Raw genomic sequence first — 17762 nt, 5'->3', positions numbered from 1 at the left:
AAAATTGCGGCAGAGAGATTAATGCAGGGTCAGAACCAGGTCCCACGGCAGGTAGATCAGATTCAGGATAATCATTCCCAGCAGCGAAAGCAGGGTGATGATCATGCCGTTTTTACGCCACAAAATGGTGCTGGTACGCATACCGTAGGCATGCAGCAGACGGCCAAGGAAGAAAAATAAGCCCACCAGATGCAGCATCCAGATATCGGCGCCGTTCATCTCCATCAACACCAGCAGCAGTGCCGCCAGCGGAATATATTCTACCGCGTTGCCGTGAATACGAATGGCGGTCTGAAGTTCATAAAAACCGCCGTCACCGTGAGAAACACGGTACAGGCGTCGAAGACGAACCACATCAAGCGAAAACTTGATAATGAAAAGTGCTCCTAGCACGACATACAGGGCGCTGACCATCCCGACTCCCAAAGGCACAAATATTTTAAGGCGTCATCATAGCCGTGAAAACCCGGACTGTCAGTGCGTTACCCCTACAGTTAAAGAATTATCTTACGAATTAGCTCAGAATAACTGGTCCTGTTGCGGCCAGTTGGGCGGATCGCCAACGGCGGGTATTGCTTGCTGTAGCGCACTCCACAGATGCAAAACCAGTTCCGGTGCAAACGCGATATCCGGCGTGTGGATAAACAGCCAGGGTTGGCCCTGTTCCTGCCACTGCGGCAACTTGCTGAGCCAGGACTGGAACCATTTGAGATTGGCGTCCGCATCGTCACCGCCGATAAACCGCACCATCGGCCGATCTGCGGTCATCACCGCATGCACCGGCAGCTGAGGCTTTTTGCGCTGCGCGTCAATAATCGCGGCATTGCTGGGTTTTGCGGAGTGTACGCCACGGGTATCGAGGATCACCCGGTTAACGCCTCGCTGATGTAAACCGCGATTAAGCTCGCGCTCAGCCTCGCCTTTGGCAAAAAAATCCGCATGACGCACTTCGACGCCATAACTGAAGCTGTCCGGCAAGCCATCGAGAAAGGCCCACAGCGTGGGCAAATCGGCGGGGCTGAACGCGGCCGGAAGCTGAAGCCAGTACTGGCCGAGGCGGGCAGCCAGCGGTTCCATCAGAGCAAAAAACTCGGCCGTTAAATCGCCGCAGTTCTTCAGGGCAGCCTGGTGGCTGATGGTCGCCGGGAATTTAAAGCAAAAGCGAAACTCATCGTGGGTCATAGCCTGCCAGCGCTGCACGATTTCAGGTCGGGGCAGGGCATAAAGCGTGGTATTGCCCTCAACGCAGTTAAAGTGCTGTGCGTAGTCGGTAAGGGTGGTCATACCCAGTTTTTTCCACTGAGGATGCTGCCATTGTGGCAATCCAAGGTAAAAAGGCTTCATCGGCTGTCCCTGATTGACGGTCTGGCCTGAAATGTAGCGAGCGAAAGGAGGGAGTGCAAGGCGAAGTGCCGGAGAACCAACCCGGCAATCGCATCAGCGAGCGCCGGGCTGACGGGGTTACAGTGCGGAGATGATCTCGGCGGACTGACGAACGCGACCCAGGCGCGGGAAGATATTTTTGAAGCTACCTTCGTGTTCTTCGGTGCTGCCGGCGCTGCAGATGTCTTCTGCAACAATCAGGTTGAAGCCCAGCTCCCACGCGTTACGCGCGGTGGATTCCACCCCGATATTGGTGGAGATGCCGCCCAGCACGATGGTGTCGATACCACGACGACGCAGTTGCAGCTCCAGATCGGTACCGTAGAACGCGCCCCACTGATGCTTGGTCACTTCGATATCGCTGTCTTTCTTGCCCAGCGCTGCCGGATACACCCACCAGTTCTCCGGCAGTCCGCCGCTGTGGCTGGCATCGACCGGTTGCTTTGGCGCATCGCCAAAGTCTTTTGCCCAACCAACACGCACCAGAATGACGGGTGAGATGGCGGCACGGAACTTTTCAGCCAGCACCGCTGAACGGGCAACCACATCAGACGCTGCGTGTGGGCCGCCAGCGAAAGGCAGAATACCTTCCTGCAAATCGATCAGTACCAGTGCCGTTTTTGCAGCATTTAATTCCAACATAGTTTCTCCGGTGAAAGGGGGGAAATCATTGAGAATACAAGCAATCTGATTTTATACGCGACAACAACAATGTTCGGAAAGGGTGAAATTTGTTAGCTTTTGTGAGTAGCCGGCAGATTGTGAACAAATTTGCCGCGAAACGACGCGCCTGATGCGCTCACGGCTCTTATCGTGCCGGGCTTTTTCCATTATAATGGCCGCCTTTTTTCGCGGCAGCAGACTTTATGTTGCGGCGATGCGGCGAAGTTTAAAGGATATCGTTATGCGTACTGATTATTGCGGACAGATCAACCTGTCTCACGTAGGCCAACAAGTGACACTCTGCGGTTGGGTCAATCGCCGCCGCGACCTGGGTAGCCTGATCTTCATTGATATGCGTGACCGTGAAGGCATCGTGCAGGTCTTTTTCGATCCGGACCGTCAGGAAGCCTTCAAGCTGGCCTCTGAACTGCGTAACGAATTTTGCATTCAGCTTACGGGCACCGTCCGTGCCCGTGACGACAAAAATAAAAACAGCGATATGGCCACCGGTGAAGTCGAAATTTTCGCCACCGATCTGACCATCATCAACCGCTCCGAGCCGTTGCCGCTGGATTCAAACCACGCCAACACCGAAGAAGCGCGCCTGAAATACCGCTACCTGGACCTGCGTCGTCCGGATATGGCGCAGCGCCTGAAGACCCGTGCCAAAATCAGCAGCTTTGTCCGTCGCTTTATGGATGACAACGGCTTCCTCGACATCGAAACGCCAATGCTGACCAAAGCCACGCCGGAAGGCGCGCGTGACTATCTGGTGCCGAGCCGCGTGCATAAAGGCAAATTCTATGCGCTGCCACAGTCTCCTCAGCTGTTCAAACAGCTGCTGATGATGTCCGGCTTCGATCGCTACTATCAGATCGTTAAGTGCTTCCGTGACGAAGACTTGCGTGCGGACCGTCAGCCTGAATTTACCCAGATCGACGTCGAAACCTCCTTTATGACCGCGCCTCAGGTGCGTGAAATCATGGAGCAGCTGGTGCGCGAGCTGTGGCAGGACGTGAAGGGTGTGGATTTGGGCAACTTCCCAATGATGACCTTCGCAGAAGCGATGCGTCGCTACGGTTCCGATAAGCCAGACCTGCGTAACCCAATGGAGCTGGTGGACGTTGCTGACCTGCTGAAAGACGTTGAGTTTAACGTCTTCTCCGGACCGGCGAACGATGCCAAAAGCCGTGTTGCCGCATTGCGCGTGCCGGGCGGCGAAAAGCTGACCCGTAAGCAGATCGATGAGTACACTGACTTCGTGAAAATCTACGGGGCGAAAGGCTTGGCGTGGATGAAAGTCAACGAGCGTGCGAAAGGTCTGGAAGGCGTCACCAGCCCGGTGGCTAAATTCCTCACCGCTGATATCGTTGAAGCGATTCTGGCCCGCACCAATGCCGCCGATGGCGACAGCATCTTCTTCGGCGCGGATTCCGCCAAGGTGGTGGCCGATGCGTTAGGTGCGCTGCGCCTGAAGCTGGGTCGTGACCTGGATATCACCACCGGCAATGCCTGGGCACCGCTGTGGGTTGTCGACTTCCCCATGTTTGAAGAAGACGGCGAAGGCGGCCTGAGCGCCATGCACCATCCGTTCACCGCGCCGAAAGATATGACGCCGGAAGAACTGAAGTCCATCCCGGAAACCGCCATCGCCAATGCGTACGATATGGTGATCAACGGTTATGAAGTGGGTGGCGGTTCGGTCCGTATCCACAACACGCAGATGCAGCAGACCGTGTTTGGCATCCTCGGCATTACCGAGCAGGAACAGCGCGAGAAGTTTGGCTTCCTGCTGGACGCGCTGAAGTACGGTACGCCGCCACACGCTGGCCTGGCGTTCGGTCTGGACCGTCTGGTGATGCTGTTGACCGGCACCGATAACATCCGTGATGTGATCGCGTTCCCGAAAACCACTGCCGCCGCCTGTCTGATGACGGAAGCGCCTAACTTCGCCAATCCGGCTTCACTGTCCGAGCTGGGTATTGAAGTGATGAAGAAGTACCAGACTCAGCAGCCGTCAGAGAACGAGTAATGGCGTTTAAGCATCCCGTGTCGGTACTGGTGGTGATTTACGCCCGCGATACCGGCCGGGTGCTGATGCTCCAGCGTCGGGACGATCCCGGCTTCTGGCAGTCGGTAACCGGCAGCCAGGAGCCAGGCGAAACGCTGGCAGAAACCGCGATGCGGGAAGTGAAAGAAGAACTGGGAATTGACGTCAACGCCAGGCAGCTCACAGTCGTCGACTGCCAGCGTCAGATACAATTCGAGATCTTCGCCCATTTCCGCCATCGCTATGCGCCGGACGTGACGCACAACAGTGAGCACTGGTTCAGCCTGGCGTTGCCGGAAGAGTGGGAGGTGTCGCTCAGCGAACATCTCGCCCTACAGTGGCTTCCGCCTGCAGAGGCCGCCGTGCTCACCAAGTCCTGGAGTAATCGCCAGGCAATTGAAGAATTTGTTATTTAGTCTTTTCTGGAGAATTGAATTTATGGCAGGCCACAGTAAATGGGCTAACACCAAGCACCGTAAAGCGGCGCAGGATTCCAAACGCGGTAAGATCTTTACCAAGATTATCCGTGAGCTGGTGACTGCAGCAAAACTGGGTGGCGGCGATGCCGGCTCCAACCCACGTTTGCGTGCCGCAATGGACAAAGCGCTGTCGAACAACATGACGCGTGACACCATGAACCGTGCGATTGCACGTGGCGTGGGTGGCGATGATGACAGCAACATGGAAACCATCATCTATGAAGGTTACGGCCCGGGCGGCACTGCCGTGATGGTTGAATGCCTGAGTGATAACCGCAACCGTACCGTGTCTGAAGTGCGTCATGCCTTCAGCAAAACCGGTGGCAACTTGGGAACCGACGGTTCTGTTGCTTACCTGTTCACCCGCAAAGGCGTCATCACCTTCGCACCGGGTCTGGCAGAAGATGACGTGATGGATGCGGCACTGGAAGCGGGCGCGGATGACATCGTGACCTATGACGATGGCACCATTGATGTGTTCACCGCCTGGGAAACCGTCGGTCAGGTGAAGGATACGCTGGAAGCCGCGGGCCTGAAGGCGGAATCGGCTGAAGTGACCATGATCCCGTCTACCAAAGCGGATATGGATGAAGAGACGGCACCAAAACTGCTGCGTCTGATCGATATGCTGGAAGACTGCGATGATGTGCAGGAAGTCTACCATAACGGTGAGATCTCCGACGAGGTGGCGGCAACCCTTTGATCGGGTTGTGTCTGCACAGCCCGCTGACCGGAGGTGCGTGATGACGATCATTCTTGGTATTGACCCAGGTTCACGCATCACCGGTTACGGCGTTATTCGTCAGGTTGGCCGCCAGCTGACCTACCTTGGCAGCGGCTGTATCCGCACCAACGTGGTCGATCTGCCTTCACGTCTGAAGCTGATTTACGCGGGCGTTAGCGAGATCATTACCCAGTTTCAGCCGGAATTTTTTGCCATTGAGCAGGTTTTTATGGCTAAAAATGCCGACTCGGCACTAAAGCTGGGGCAGGCGCGCGGCGCGGCGATTGTGGCCGCGGTGAATCATGATTTGCCGGTTTTTGAATACGCGGCACGTCAGGTGAAGCAAACCGTGGTCGGCACCGGTAGCGCAGAGAAAAGCCAGGTGCAGCATATGGTGCGCACCTTGCTCAAGCTCTCGGCGAATCCTCAGGCGGATGCCGCCGATGCGCTGGCGATTGCGATCACTCACTGCCACGTGAGCCAGAACGTCAATCGACTGGGTGAAGGGCCGCTAAGCCTAGCACGGGGTCGTCTCCGTTCCTGATAAGCTGGATATCCATCCAGCTTTTTTTATGGTATAAAATCCCACTACTCTTTTGTGAAGGATGCGAATGTGATTGGTCGTCTTAGAGGCATTATTTTAGAAAAACAGCCGCCGTTAGTGCTGCTGGAAGCCAATGGCGTAGGCTACGAAGTGCATATGCCGATGACCTGTTTTTATGAGCTGCCTGAACTGAATCAAGAAGCCATCCTGTTCACCCACTTTGTGGTACGCGAAGATGCGCAGCTGCTGTTTGGTTTTAACAGCAAGCAGGAGCGTGCGCTGTTCCGCGAGCTGATCAAAGTGAACGGTGTCGGACCGAAGCTGGCGCTGGCCATTCTGTCCGGCATGTCGGCGCAACAGTTTGTCACCGCCGTCGAGCGCGAAGAGATTGCGGCGCTGGTTAAGCTGCCAGGCGTGGGCAAGAAAACCGCCGAGCGTCTGGTGGTCGAAATGAAGGACCGCTTTAAAGGCATGCATGGCGACCTGTTCGCCGCCGATGCGCCATTTGCGCTGACCAGCGAAGTGCAGCCTGCGGATGCCGCCAACGATGCCGAAGGCGAAGCCGTTGCTGCGCTGGTCTCGCTGGGGTATAAACCTCAGGAAGCCAGCCGGATGATCAGCAAACTGGGTCGTCCGGACGCTGATTGTGAAACGCTGATCCGCGAAGCACTCCGCGCCGCAATTTGAGGTAAGCATGATAGAAGCCGATCGCCTGGTCTCGCCGGGAACCATCACCGAAGAAGAGGTCATTGACCGCGCCATTCGTCCCAAGCTGCTGCAGGAGTATGTCGGGCAGCCGGTGGTGCGTGAACAAATGGAGATCTTTATCCAGGCGGCCAAAATGCGCGGTGATGCACTCGATCATCTGCTGATCTTCGGCCCGCCAGGCTTAGGGAAAACCACGCTGGCCAATATCGTGGCTAACGAGATGGGCGTGAACCTGCGTACCACCTCCGGCCCGGTGCTGGAGAAGGCAGGCGATCTGGCGGCGATGCTGACCAACCTCGAACCGCACGACGTGCTGTTTATCGATGAGATCCACCGTTTGTCGCCGGTGGTTGAAGAAGTGCTCTATCCGGCGATGGAAGATTATCAGCTGGATATCATGATTGGCGAAGGGCCGGCCGCGCGATCGATTAAACTCGATTTGCCGCCGTTTACCCTGATTGGTGCCACCACGCGCGCGGGCTCGTTAACCTCGCCGCTGCGCGACCGTTTTGGCATCGTTCAGCGCCTTGAGTTTTATAAGGTGGAAGATCTGCGCCACATCGTCTCACGCAGCGCGGCCTGTCTTGGGCTGCCGTTGAGCGACGAAGGTGCGCTGGAAATCGCCCGTCGTGCGCGTGGTACGCCGCGCATCGCCAACCGCTTGCTGCGACGCGTGCGTGACTTCTCCGAAGTGCGTGCTGCCGGCAGTCTGAGCGGGGATGTGGCGTCACGCGCGCTGGATATGCTCAGCGTCGACACCGAAGGCTTTGACTATATGGACCGCAAGCTGCTGCTGGCGATCATCGATAAGTTTATGGGCGGGCCGGTCGGACTGGATAACCTCGCCGCCGCCATTGGCGAAGAGCGGGAAACCATTGAGGACGTGCTGGAACCCTATCTGATCCAGCAGGGCTTTATTCAGCGCACTCCGCGCGGCCGCATGGCAACGAATCACGCGTATAAACACTTTGGCATCAAGCGGGAAGAGTAATCCGCGTGGTCCAGACGAAAAAAAACCGGGAATTCCCGGTTTTTTTTATGGCTGCGGTAAGTGGGCGGGATAAAAACGGCCCTCTGCGGCAACGTTATACCGCCGGACGTTTCATCATGCTCAGCATAAACATCAGTGACGCGCCCAGCACCACTGACGGGCCAGCGGGCGTATCGTACCAGGCAGAGAAGGTCAGGCCGGCGGTCACCGCTAGAATCCCCACCAGGATGGCAATCCCCGCCATCTGCTCCGGCGAACGGGCAAAGCGTCTGGCGGTGGCGGCAGGAATGATCAGCAGCGAAGTGATAATTAACGCACCGACAAATTTCATCGCCACACCAATAGTTAGCGCGGTCACCAGCATCAGCACCATTTTGGTCCGCTGAATGTTAACGCCATCAACCTGCGCTAACTCCGGGCTGATGGTCATCGACAGCAGCGAGCGCCAGTAAAACGCCAGCACGGCCAACACAATCGCCACGCCCGCGCCGATGGTATACAGATCGGTTGGCGTCACCGACAGCAGGTCACCGAACAGATAGGCCATCAGATCGACCCGCACGTTGGACATCAGGCTGACTACCACCAGACCCAGCGACAGCGCGCTGTGCGCGAGGATGCCAAGCAGGGTATCAATGGCCAGATGCGGCCGGCGTTCCAGCCAGACCAGCAGCAGCGACAGCAGCAGCGTGATAGCAATCACGGCATAAAACGGGCTGATATTCAGCAGCAGACCAAAGGCCACGCCCAGCAGTGAAGCATGCGCCAGCGTATCGCCAAAATAAGACATCCTGCGCCACACCACGAATGAACCCAGCGGGCCTGCGGCCAGCGCCAGTAAAAAACCGGCAAACCAGCCGGGTAACAGCAGTTCAATCACTGATTCTGTCCTCTGCGTAAAACAATACGTCCCTGTAAATCGTGACGGTGATTATGGTGGTGACGATAGATGGCTAACTGTTCGGCGCCACGGGAGCCAAACATCGAGATAAATTCGGGGTGTTTCGACACCACTTCTGGCGTGCCGGAGCAGCAGATATGCTGATTAAGGCACAGTACCTCGTCGGTTTTTGCCATGACCAGATGCAGATCATGGGAAACCATCAGCACCGCGCAGTTCAGCTCGTTTCGCAACTGGTCGATCAAATCATACAAAGCAACCTGACCATTGACGTCCACGCCTTGCGTCGGCTCATCCAGCACCAGCACCTGTGGCTGATTCAGCAGCGCACGGGCCAGCAGCACGCGCTGCATCTCGCCACCGGACAGTTTCTGTAGCGGGTAATTCAGCAGCTGTGCCGCCTGCACGCGCTTTAACGCCGGCAGAATATCGCTGCGCTTGACGCCGCCGCGCAACAGCATAAAGCGCTCGACGGTGAGGGGCAGGGTGGCATCCAGATGAATTTTTTGCGGCACGTAGCCAATGCGTAACTGAGACGGGCGGAGTAATTTGCCCTGGTCCGGTTGGATCAGGCCCAGCACCACGCGCACAAGCGTCGACTTGCCTGCGCCATTCGGGCCAAGCAGGGTCAAAATTTTACCGGGTTGCAGGGTTAACGAGACGTCGGAAAGCACACGACGCGCGCCAAAGCTGACAGACACTTTTTCCAGACTAATCAGTGGGGACATAATCATTACAGGTTGCCAAAGTTTTAGAATGTTATAATATCACACTCCATCGACTTCTCACGATGGATGGAAATATGATGTTACATAATAAAGCCCCGCTTTTTACCCTCATTTCTGCGCTGGGTTTAGCCGCCTCGCTTGCGGCGCCTGCCCATGCTGCCGTGGTGGCTTCTGTTAAGCCTCTGGGCTTTATTGCGGCGGCGATCGCAGATGGCGTTACGCCAGTCGAGGTGCTGTTGCCAGACGGTGCCTCCGAGCATGATTATGCTCTGCGTCCATCCGATATTAAACGCTTGCAGGGCGCGGATCTGGTGGTCTGGGTAGGGCCAGAAATGGAAGCGTTTATGCCGAAAGCGGTGGCGCAATTACCGGCCCAAAAATCAATAGAATTAGCCGAATTACCGGGCGTAAAACCCCTGCTGATCAAGGGTGGAGAAGAGGATGAAGAGGCCCATGGGGAAAGCGCTCAGGGCCATGATGCGGCTGAGGATCACCATCATCACGGCGAGTATAATATGCACCTGTGGATGTCCCCAGAGATCGCAAGGCAATCGGCGGTTGCAATCCATGCAAAATTATTGGAACTTATGCCCCAAAGCAGAGACAAACTAGACGCGAACCTCAAACATTTTGAGGATGAATTGGCATCGGCCGATACGCAAATAGGAACTCAGCTTGCGCCGGTTAAAGGTAAAGGGTATTTCGTTTTTCACGATGCTTATAGCTACTTTGAAAAACACTTCGGTTTGACCCCAACAGGTCATTTTACCGTCAACCCTGAGATCCAACCGGGCGCCCAGCGATTACATCAAATTCGAACAGAGCTGGTTGAGCAGAAGGCCGTCTGCGTCTTTGCTGAACCACAGTTCAGGCCGGCCGTGATAAATGCGGTTGCCAGAGGCACCAACGTCCGTTCAGGTACGCTGGATCCACTGGGAACGGACATTACTGTAGCCAGAGACAGCTATGTGAAATTCCTCTCACAGTTGTCCAGCCAGTACACGAGCTGCCTGAAAGGAGCCTAGAGGAAATTCATAAGTGCAGCAGATTGCCCGCGCTGTCAGCATGGCGTTTAACACATTACCGCGAACCCACCGCATCATGCTGGGTTCGCTCACCGTAGTGACACTGGCCGTCTCCGTCTGGCGGCCATTTGTTTATCATCAAACCGGTGAAACTAACCCTATCGTTAAGAGCATTATCCTCGACAAGAGCCAGTTGCGCACCGTGACGCCCGATGCCAGCGAACCGCTCGATCAGGACACGCCCGCGCCAGAAGATGATGTGCCAAAAGATGAGATAGATGAGGATGTGCCGAATGAAACCGGCACCCATGACTATGTCGTTTCTTCCGGCGATACCTTAAGCAGCGTCTTAAATCAGTATGGCATTGATATGAGTGATATCAACCAACTGGCTAAGGTCGATAAGGATCTGCGCAACCTCGGTGTGGGCCAACAGCTGAGCTGGACGCTGACTGATGATGGTCAGCTGCAACGTCTGACCTGGGAAGCCTCCCGCCGCGAAACCCGCACTTATGATCGTTCTGGCGACACCTTTAAATCCTCTTCTGAAGTGCAGAAGGGCGAGTGGAAAGATGCCGTTCTGTCGGGCACGGTGAACGGCAGTTTTGTTAACAGTGCAAAACAGGCTGGCCTTACCAGCGGGGAAATCAGCGCGGTAATTAAAGCGTTGCAGTGGCAGATGGATTTCCGAAAATTGCGCAATGGCGACAAATTCTCGGTATTGATGTCGCGCGAAATGCTGGAAGGCAAGAGCGAGCAAAGCCAACTTTCCGGCGTTCGTTTGCAGTCTGGCGGCAAAGACTATTACGCTATCCGCGCCAATGACGGTAAGTTCTACGACCGCACCGGTTCCGGGCTGGCGCAAGGCTTTATGCGCTTCCCGACCGTTAAACAGTATCGCGTGTCGTCCAACTTTAATCCGCGTCGCGTTAACCCGGTGACCGGCCGTATTGCGCCGCATAAAGGCGTCGATTTTGCCCTGCCGATTGGCACGCCGGTGCTGGCGGTCGGCGACGGTGAAGTGATCGTCTCCAAGCGTAGCGGGGGTGCGGGTAACTATGTGGCAATCCGCCACGGTCGTCAGTATATGACCCGCTATATGCACATGCAGAAGCTGTTGGTGAAACCCGGCGAAAAAGTGAAGCGTGGCGAGCGTATTGGTTTGTCCGGCAGCACCGGGCGTTCCACCGGGCCGCACCTGCACTTTGAAATCTGGATCAACAACCAGGCGGTTAACCCACTGACGGCGAAACTGCCGCGGATGGAAGGTCTGAGTGGCAAAGATCGCAGCGATTACCTGAAACAGGTGCGTGAGGTTATGCCGCAGTTACGCTTTAACTAAGTCAGTTCAATCGTTCATCTTTAAGCCGACGGGATCTCCCGCCGGCTTTTTCATTTTATCGACGGAATGATACGGGGATTGCAAAATTGCCCGTCAGCACTATCATTAGCCCGTTATTGTTTGAGGCGAGTGCATGGAAAACAGCAAAAAAAGTAATATAGAGTTCATTCCTACCTTTCAGAAATCCTTTCTGTTGCCGAAATATTGGGGCAACTGGCTGACCATTGGCGCCTTTGCCGGACTGGCATGGTTACCTGTAGGGATGCGCGATCCGTTGCTTGGCGCACTGGGGCGTCTGGCAGGAAAGATGGCCAAAAGTGCCAGAAGGCGCGCGCAGATTAATCTGTTGTATTGCATGCCCGAAGTGCCTGAAGCGCAGCGGGAAGCGATCATAGATGAGATGTTCGCCACGGCGCCTCAGTCAATGGCGATGATGGCCGAGCTGGCGTTACGCCCGGACAAAGCGATCGGCCGCATCCACTGGCACAATCAGGAAATTATCGACGATATCCGTGAGCAGGGTGGCAACGTGATCTTCCTGGTGCCGCACGGCTGGGCTGTGGATATCCCGGCGATGGTGCTGGCTTATCAGGGCCAGAAAATGGCGGCAATGTTCCATAACCAGCGCAATCCGTTGATGGACTACGTGTGGAATGCCATCCGTCGCCGCTTTGGTGGCCGGATGCACGCGCGTAATGACGGCATCAAGCCGTTTATCAGTTCAATCCGTCAGGGTTACTGGGGCTATTATCTGCCGGACCAGGACCACGGCCCGGAGCAAAGCGAGTTTGTCGACTTCTTTGCCACCTATAAAGCCACGCTGCCCGCCGTGGGTCGCCTGATGAAGGTCTGCCGCGCGCGCGTGATCCCGTTGTTCCCGGTGTATAACAGCAAAACCCATCAGATGGATATTTATCTGCGTGAACCGATGGATGATTTGGTCAATGTCGATGACCATACGCTGGCGCGCCGGATGAACGAAGAAGTGGAAATGCTGGTGCGGCCGAATCCGGAGCAGTACACCTGGATCCTGAAACTGTTGAAGACGCGTAAAGAGGGCGATATCGAGCCGTATAAACGCAAAGATCTCTACGGTAAAAAGTAAGGTTGAGCAGCATAAAAAAAGAGCGGGGTGATGAACACTCCGCTCTTTTTGTTTATTACGTCCCGGCGCTGTATCAGTTCACCGCAGTGATGGTTGTCCGGCGCTTGCGCTCACGCAGGAAAGCACGCACCAGCAGCAACCATGCCAGCCCACACGCCAGGTTCACCACGCTGAACATAAAGCTTCCGCCACCGAAGTAGGCGCTTTTCGCCAGCTCAATCCCCAACGCAAACACCACAATACTCACCATGCCCAGCATTGCCGCCACGCTGCCTTTTCCGGCGGTGCTGGAGAATAAGGTCAGGCGATACAGCCCGGCGTTGACCAGCCCGGTGCCAAAGCCATACAGGCTCAGACCGGCCGTCAGCCACAGATAGCTGTGCGGGTTGATGGAGGTGCACAGCGCAGCCAGCGCCAGACCAATCACAATCGGCCATGCGCCCAGCTTCAGCGGCTGCTCAATCGCCATGCGGCCAGAAAGCCGACCGAGCGTCAGATTTCCGGCAATCATCGCCACAAAGACCGGCAGCTGCAGCAGCGCATAATCCATGCGGGTTAACCCTTCGTCATGGATCAGGATCACCGGTGAAAGCGCCACCCAGGCCAGGCAGGGAATGGTTACCAGGCCGATGGCCAGCGATCCACTCATCACCTGACGGTCTGTCAGCAGCGCGTAATAGCCTTTGGCGAGGGATTTAAGCGAAAGTGACGTGTTCCGATCGCCCGAGGTTTCCGGCATGGTGCGCCACAGGCCGATCAACGCCACCGCCGTTACGCCACCAAACAGCCAGAACATGGTGCGCCATTGGCCCACCGACAGAAACGCCGCGCCGGCCAACGGTCCGGCCAGCGGCGCTAACAGCGCCACGTTGGCCATCAGCGCCATAATCTTCACGCTCAGCGACTCATCAAAGGCTTCCTGGATGGCGGCATAACCCACCGCGCCAATAAAGCACAGGCTTATCCCCTGTAAAAATCGCAGCAGGATAAACTGTTCGATGCTTTGCACCCAGTGGGTGGCGAAGCAGGTCAGCATAAAGAACGCCACGCCAGACAGCATCACCGGGCGGCGACCCAGCTTGTCGGAAAGCGGGCCCAGTAACCACTGCAGCACGATGCCACCGATCAGATAGGCCGTTAGCGACGCGGAAACCCATTCGGGTCCGACGTTGAATTCGCTGGTGACCAGCAACATGCCGGGTTGGATCATGTCGTGGGCGATGTAGGTAGCAAACTCAAACAGCACAAGGGAGAGAGGGAAAATCAGATGTCGGCGGGTCAGGCTCGACACCGGAATAAATGAGGCCATTCTGGCTCCTTCCAGCAAGGATAAGAAAAACAAAAGACGCGGTCACCGAAGCGACCGCGCCAACATACACCAGTTTTATGCCGGATTGATGAATTATCTCGGGCAAGGCGCAGCGTCAGGTTGCTCACCGCCTGACGCTGCCCTTGCCCGAAGCACGCAACCCTTAACGAAAAGCCGCAATCGGGTTAACCAGCGTGCCGGCAAACTTCAGGTTTTCCGCCGGATCGGACAGGTTAATCATCTGCTGATTGTTCGCCAACTGCAGGCGGTTCAGGCAGGAGCGGGTGAACTCCGGCGTGAACATATCGTACCGCTCGAACTTGCTGGCCAGCTGCGGATGCGCCTGCTGATACTCTTTCACGCAGTTAGCCACCGCCTGCCAGAATTTCTCTTCTGGCAGGGTGCCGGACTCGTCGAGGATGGCGCTGATAAAGCGGAAAATGCAGTCGAACACGTCGGTAAAGACCGACAGCAGCTTCAGCTCTTCCGGCACGTCCACCGCCAGACGCTGTACCTTTTCAGGCAATACCGCGTCCGGGTTCATCACCGCAATCTCTTCGCCAATGTCTTTCATATAGGCGCTGACCGGCACGTTATTTTCCAGCAGCAGGATCAGGTTTTCGCCGTGCGGCATAAACACCAGATCGTGCTGATAGAAGCAGTGCAGCAGCGGGCTGAGGTAGCAGGTCAGATAGCGGGCAATCCACTGGTCCGCTGGCAAGCCAGAATCCGCAATCAGGGCCGGCAGCAGGGCTTTCTGATGCTGGTCGACATGCAGGAAGGACGCCATGGTCATCAAACGCTGATTGGCCTGAAGCTGGGCAACCGGGTTGTCACGCCACAGTGCGGCAAACATCTTTTTATACGCCGAGTCGCCGGTGATGGCTTTTTCATAATAACGGTTGTGATAACCGACCGCAGCCACCTCGCGCAGAATACGGAAGTCACAGCGTTGCAGCCATTCATCCTTCGCCACCAGACCGTCCAGCCATTCGTTAATCGCCGGCGTCGTAGCCATGTAATACGGCGAAAGGCCGCGCATAAAGCCCATATTCAATACCGACAGCGCGGTTTTCACATAGCGCTTGTTCGGCTGGCTGCGGTTGAAGAAGGTGCGGATCGACTGCTGGGCCTGATAGTGATCGTCGCCGGTACCGAGGTAAACGATGTCGTTATTGGCGATATCCGGCGCGAAGACGGTCAGCAGTTTGTTCTGCCACTGCCATGGGTGCACCGGCATAAACAGATAGTCATCGGTCGCCAGGCCTTTTTCGGTCAGCTGGCGGTTAAAGCCGTTAATCACCGAATCACCCAGCTCATCACGCATCAGCTGCTCATACTCCAGATCGCTCAGGCTGGAAAAATGCGCATTGCGCAGATGAACCGCCACCCACACCAGATTAATCGGTGTCGCCGCTTCGGGAGCAAAGGCCAGATAATCGCGCGCATCAAAACCGATACGGCCGTTATTCGCCACGAAGCACGGATGGCCTTCGGTCATTGAGGCTTCAACCGTCTGGAAATCCGCACTGACCAGCGCGGCGCTGTCGGGATTGTTCTTCTGCAGCTTGAACACGCTGCTGCAAAGCGTGCTGGTGATCTCTTCCATATAGGTGGCCAGCATCGCCGGAGGAATGCCAATCTGCTGATTGAACTCGACGATAAATTGCAGCGCATCCAGCGTCAGCGGATGTCCGTTCTCCTGCTTGAGCAGGGAATCGGCGGCGATTTCCCAATGATCTAACGCCAGTCGACGTGCCGTAAACTGATAGTCAGCTTCGCCACCCGGAACGGCCAGACTGAAGCGACCGTTGCCCAGATCGGTTGGCGCGATGATTTTCTCATGGGCGAACTCGGCAATGGCTTTGCGGATCAGCATACGGTTTGCCAGCGACCAGTTGTCACCGGAAAGATGCGATCCTGAGAGAAGCGGGTTGTCATTGGTCATAGTCAGGGTTTCCTGCAATAAAGCGTGTTGATAATCATCGCGCTGGCAGAAAGCCAGCCAGGCGGTTTTGTGGCCCATATCGATGGTGTGCTGGTAGCGGAAGCCGGCACGCTTGTTCAGCGGATGGATTTTGTCATTGCGCACATCAGGCTCGACCACCACGCGCTGCACTTCCGGCTGGCTGAACATGTAGTCCATCACCACGCTGAACACCTGCCAGCTGAACTGACGCACCGGACGATTAGCCGGCGCGATGAGGATATGCATCCCGTAGTCACCCGGCTGCGCCGGATAGAACTTACCGACCTCATCTTCACCCGCCTGATAGAACTCCATCAGGAACACCGGCTTGTCATCACAGCAGCCGATCAACGCCGCACGCGGATTGTTGGCGGTCAGGTTGCGATAGAAGGTGGCGACCTGCTCCAGGCTGTCGCTCTGCATTCCCCAGAAGCGCGCATAATCACGCGTGACCCAGCTGTGGATTAAGGACGCATCGTCAGCCTGCATCGGACGAAGGGTGAACTGGCCCGCCGGACGGGCTTTGCTAAACAGTATTTGAGACATATCAACGTTCCGATTTGGCCGGGAAGGTCTGGAAAGCGATTTGGCGTTCAACCGGGTAGACTTCCCGGCCAGCCAGTTCGCGCAGTAAAACGGAGTTGCGGTAGCACGCCATGCCGAGGTCTGGTGTGACAAATCCGTGGGTATGCAGCTCGGCGTTCTGCACAAAGACCTGATTGTTGTGGTCGATGCTGTAGTTGCGCTGCACGTCGTAGCGGCCTTTTTCATCCCAGCGTAAGCGGCTGGAAATGCCTTCAATAAACATCGGCGGACGGTAGTGATACCCGGTCGCCATCACCAGACCTTCCGTCCGGCGGGTAAACGGCCGGTCCTGCTCCTGCTGATGCAAGGAAAGCTCAAACTCACCGCCCGGCAGCCAGCGCATATCCTTCAGTTCGGAATGGGTGAACAGGTTGACGTTCAGCTCACCATCCAGCTGCTTCACATACATCAGGTCATAGATGTCATTGATCAGGCTGCTGTTGATGCCTTTATAGAGGTTTTTATGGCGTGCATTTAGCGCGTCACGTTTCTCTGGCGGCAGATCGTGGAAGTAGTCGATCCACTCTGGCGAGGTCATCTCCAGCGTCAGCTTGGTGTACTCCAGCGGGTAAAAGCGCGGGGCGCGCGTCACCCAGTTCAGCTGGTAGCCGTGGCTGTCGATATCCGTCAGCAGGTCGTAATAGATCTCTGCCGCGCTCTGGCCGCTGCCCAAGACGGTAATTGAGCTCTTCTTCTGCAACTCCGCTTTGTTCACCAGGTATTCACTGGAGTGCGTAAAGCGTTCGCGATACGGGCGGCTGCAGTCTGGCATCCACGCCGCAGGACCGGTGCCCAGTACCAGATGGCGTGCCAGCCACTCCTTCGGCTCTCCGCTTTGCGAATCCACCGAACGGATGCGATAGCACTGCTGGCTGTCGTCATAACTGACGTATTCCACACGGGTGTTCCAGCGCAGGTTGCTCAGCTGCGAACAGGCCCACTGGCAATACTGGTTGTACTCTTTGCGCATCAGGAAAAAGTCTTCCCGGATATAAAAAGAGTACAGCTTGCCTTTCTGCTTCATGTAATTCAGCAGGCTGTAACGGCTGGTCGGATCGGCCAGCGTCACCAGATCGGCCATAAACGGCGTTTGCAGATGGGCGCTTTCCAGCATCATGCCGGTGTGCCAGTCAAAGCCAGGATTCTGGTCGAGGAACACCCCGTTCAGGCCTTCAACCGGTTCGCTCAGGCAGGCCAGACCCAGGTTAAAGGGGCCGATGCCGATACCAACAAAATCATAAATGGTAGTCATAGTA

At 56.1% G+C, this 17762-nt stretch carries 17 protein-coding genes; 9 read left to right on the top strand and 8 right to left on the bottom strand.

Annotated elements, in window-relative coordinates; translation table 11 throughout:
• Positions 1 to 18 precede the first annotated feature (18 nt).
• The 3 genes from EBC_RS14325 to EBC_RS14315 all read right to left on the bottom strand — a co-directional run bounded on the left by EBC_RS14325 (position 19) and on the right by EBC_RS14315 (position 2025).
• The gene (locus tag EBC_RS14325) at positions 19 to 414 is read right to left on the bottom strand and encodes an MAPEG family protein (protein WP_013202533.1); all 396 of its coding nucleotides are present in this window, start codon (positions 412 to 414) and stop codon (positions 19 to 21) included.
• Between the two features lie 105 nt (positions 415 to 519).
• Entirely contained in the window at positions 520 to 1344 is an 825-nt protein-coding gene (locus EBC_RS14320; RefSeq protein WP_013202532.1) for a DUF72 domain-containing protein, read from the bottom strand.
• Positions 1345 to 1461: 117 nt separating this feature from the next.
• Positions 1462 to 2025 (bottom strand): hydrolase, encoded by a 564-nt coding sequence (locus EBC_RS14315; protein ID WP_013202531.1) that lies wholly within the window; start codon positions 2023 to 2025, stop codon positions 1462 to 1464.
• Between the two features lie 262 nt (positions 2026 to 2287).
• On the opposite strand from EBC_RS14315, the gene aspS reads away from it, so the two are divergent.
• From aspS to ruvB, 6 genes are all read left to right on the top strand, one after another.
• Positions 2288 to 4078 carry an aspartate--tRNA ligase gene (gene aspS / locus EBC_RS14310; RefSeq protein WP_013202530.1) on the top strand — a complete coding sequence of 597 codons (1791 nt, stop codon included), beginning with the start codon at positions 2288 to 2290 and terminating at the stop codon, positions 4076 to 4078.
• On the top strand, positions 4078 to 4512 hold the full coding sequence (gene nudB / locus EBC_RS14305; protein WP_013202529.1) for a dihydroneopterin triphosphate diphosphatase: 435 nt from the start codon (positions 4078 to 4080) through the stop codon (positions 4510 to 4512). The genes aspS and nudB overlap by 1 nt, the downstream gene beginning before the upstream one ends.
• A gap of 22 nt (positions 4513 to 4534) precedes the next feature.
• Complete coding sequence (locus EBC_RS14300) at positions 4535 to 5278, top strand: YebC/PmpR family DNA-binding transcriptional regulator (RefSeq protein ID WP_013202528.1); 744 nt, start codon at positions 4535 to 4537, stop codon at positions 5276 to 5278.
• Positions 5279 to 5318: 40 nt separating this feature from the next.
• On the top strand, positions 5319 to 5843 hold the full coding sequence (gene ruvC, locus EBC_RS14295; RefSeq protein WP_013202527.1) for a crossover junction endodeoxyribonuclease RuvC: 525 nt from the start codon (positions 5319 to 5321) through the stop codon (positions 5841 to 5843).
• Between the two features lie 69 nt (positions 5844 to 5912).
• The gene (gene ruvA / locus EBC_RS14290; protein WP_013202526.1) at positions 5913 to 6530 is read left to right on the top strand and encodes a Holliday junction branch migration protein RuvA; all 618 of its coding nucleotides are present in this window, start codon (positions 5913 to 5915) and stop codon (positions 6528 to 6530) included.
• Positions 6531 to 6537: 7 nt separating this feature from the next.
• Positions 6538 to 7542, top strand: a complete 1005-nt coding sequence (ruvB, locus tag EBC_RS14285) for a Holliday junction branch migration DNA helicase RuvB (RefSeq protein ID WP_013202525.1) — start codon at positions 6538 to 6540, stop codon at positions 7540 to 7542.
• Between the two features lie 94 nt (positions 7543 to 7636).
• On the opposite strand, the gene znuB is transcribed toward ruvB, so the two are convergent.
• Both znuB and znuC read right to left on the bottom strand, forming a co-directional pair.
• Positions 7637 to 8422: a zinc ABC transporter permease subunit ZnuB gene (znuB, locus tag EBC_RS14280; RefSeq protein WP_013202524.1), complete on the bottom strand. Its 786-nt coding sequence runs from the start codon at positions 8420 to 8422 to the stop codon at positions 7637 to 7639.
• Entirely contained in the window at positions 8419 to 9171 is a 753-nt protein-coding gene (gene znuC / locus EBC_RS14275) for a zinc ABC transporter ATP-binding protein ZnuC (RefSeq protein WP_013202523.1), read from the bottom strand. The genes znuB and znuC overlap by 4 nt, the downstream gene beginning before the upstream one ends.
• Before the next feature lie 77 nt (positions 9172 to 9248).
• Here znuC and znuA point away from each other — a divergent pair, with 77 nt between their 5' ends.
• From znuA to lpxM, 3 genes are all read left to right on the top strand, one after another.
• Entirely contained in the window at positions 9249 to 10196 is a 948-nt protein-coding gene (gene znuA / locus EBC_RS14270) for a zinc ABC transporter substrate-binding protein ZnuA (protein WP_013202522.1), read from the top strand.
• 13 nt (positions 10197 to 10209) lie between these two features.
• Positions 10210 to 11538 carry a murein DD-endopeptidase MepM gene (gene mepM, locus EBC_RS14265; RefSeq protein WP_013202521.1) on the top strand — a complete coding sequence of 443 codons (1329 nt, stop codon included), beginning with the start codon at positions 10210 to 10212 and terminating at the stop codon, positions 11536 to 11538.
• A gap of 133 nt (positions 11539 to 11671) precedes the next feature.
• Positions 11672 to 12643: a lauroyl-Kdo(2)-lipid IV(A) myristoyltransferase gene (gene lpxM / locus EBC_RS14260; RefSeq protein WP_013202520.1), complete on the top strand. Its 972-nt coding sequence runs from the start codon at positions 11672 to 11674 to the stop codon at positions 12641 to 12643.
• 73 nt (positions 12644 to 12716) lie between these two features.
• Here lpxM and EBC_RS14255 read toward each other — a convergent pair whose 3' ends face one another.
• From EBC_RS14255 to EBC_RS14245, 3 genes are all read right to left on the bottom strand, one after another.
• Positions 12717 to 13952: an MFS transporter gene (locus EBC_RS14255; RefSeq protein WP_013202519.1), complete on the bottom strand. Its 1236-nt coding sequence runs from the start codon at positions 13950 to 13952 to the stop codon at positions 12717 to 12719.
• Between the two features lie 163 nt (positions 13953 to 14115).
• The gene (locus EBC_RS14250) at positions 14116 to 16467 is read right to left on the bottom strand and encodes a GNAT family N-acetyltransferase (protein WP_013202518.1); all 2352 of its coding nucleotides are present in this window, start codon (positions 16465 to 16467) and stop codon (positions 14116 to 14118) included.
• Between the two features lies 1 nt (position 16468).
• Positions 16469 to 17758 (bottom strand): lysine N(6)-hydroxylase/L-ornithine N(5)-oxygenase family protein, encoded by a 1290-nt coding sequence (locus EBC_RS14245; RefSeq protein WP_013202517.1) that lies wholly within the window; start codon positions 17756 to 17758, stop codon positions 16469 to 16471.
• Positions 17759 to 17762 lie beyond the last annotated feature (4 nt).

This window comes from Erwinia billingiae Eb661 (assembly GCF_000196615.1).
In the GTDB taxonomy this organism is placed as follows: Bacteria; Pseudomonadota; Gammaproteobacteria; order Enterobacterales; family Enterobacteriaceae; genus Erwinia; species Erwinia billingiae.
Note: the sequence above shows the minus strand (reverse complement) of the source record. Positions and strands in the feature narration are given on the sequence as shown.

Excerpts from the sequence above, each read along its gene's own strand:
- EBC_RS14325 (WP_013202533.1), bottom strand. The coding sequence starts at position 414 with ATGGTCAGCGCCCTGTATGTCGTGCTAGGAGCACTTTTCATTATCAAG.
- EBC_RS14320 (WP_013202532.1), bottom strand. The coding sequence starts at position 1,344 with ATGAAGCCTTTTTACCTTGGATTGCCACAATGGCAGCATCCTCAGTGG.
- EBC_RS14315 (WP_013202531.1), bottom strand. The coding sequence starts at position 2,025 with ATGTTGGAATTAAATGCTGCAAAAACGGCACTGGTACTGATCGATTTG.
- aspS (WP_013202530.1), top strand. The coding sequence starts at position 2,288 with ATGCGTACTGATTATTGCGGACAGATCAACCTGTCTCACGTAGGCCAA.
- nudB (WP_013202529.1), top strand. The coding sequence starts at position 4,078 with ATGGCGTTTAAGCATCCCGTGTCGGTACTGGTGGTGATTTACGCCCGC.
- EBC_RS14300 (WP_013202528.1), top strand. The coding sequence starts at position 4,535 with ATGGCAGGCCACAGTAAATGGGCTAACACCAAGCACCGTAAAGCGGCG.
- ruvC (WP_013202527.1), top strand. The coding sequence starts at position 5,319 with ATGACGATCATTCTTGGTATTGACCCAGGTTCACGCATCACCGGTTAC.
- ruvB (WP_013202525.1), top strand. The coding sequence starts at position 6,538 with ATGATAGAAGCCGATCGCCTGGTCTCGCCGGGAACCATCACCGAAGAA.
- znuC (WP_013202523.1), bottom strand. The coding sequence starts at position 9,171 with ATGTCCCCACTGATTAGTCTGGAAAAAGTGTCTGTCAGCTTTGGCGCG.
- znuA (WP_013202522.1), top strand. The coding sequence starts at position 9,249 with ATGTTACATAATAAAGCCCCGCTTTTTACCCTCATTTCTGCGCTGGGT.
- lpxM (WP_013202520.1), top strand. The coding sequence starts at position 11,672 with ATGGAAAACAGCAAAAAAAGTAATATAGAGTTCATTCCTACCTTTCAG.
- EBC_RS14255 (WP_013202519.1), bottom strand. The coding sequence starts at position 13,952 with ATGGCCTCATTTATTCCGGTGTCGAGCCTGACCCGCCGACATCTGATT.
- EBC_RS14250 (WP_013202518.1), bottom strand. The coding sequence starts at position 16,467 with ATGTCTCAAATACTGTTTAGCAAAGCCCGTCCGGCGGGCCAGTTCACC.
- EBC_RS14245 (WP_013202517.1), bottom strand. The coding sequence starts at position 17,758 with ATGACTACCATTTATGATTTTGTTGGTATCGGCATCGGCCCCTTTAAC.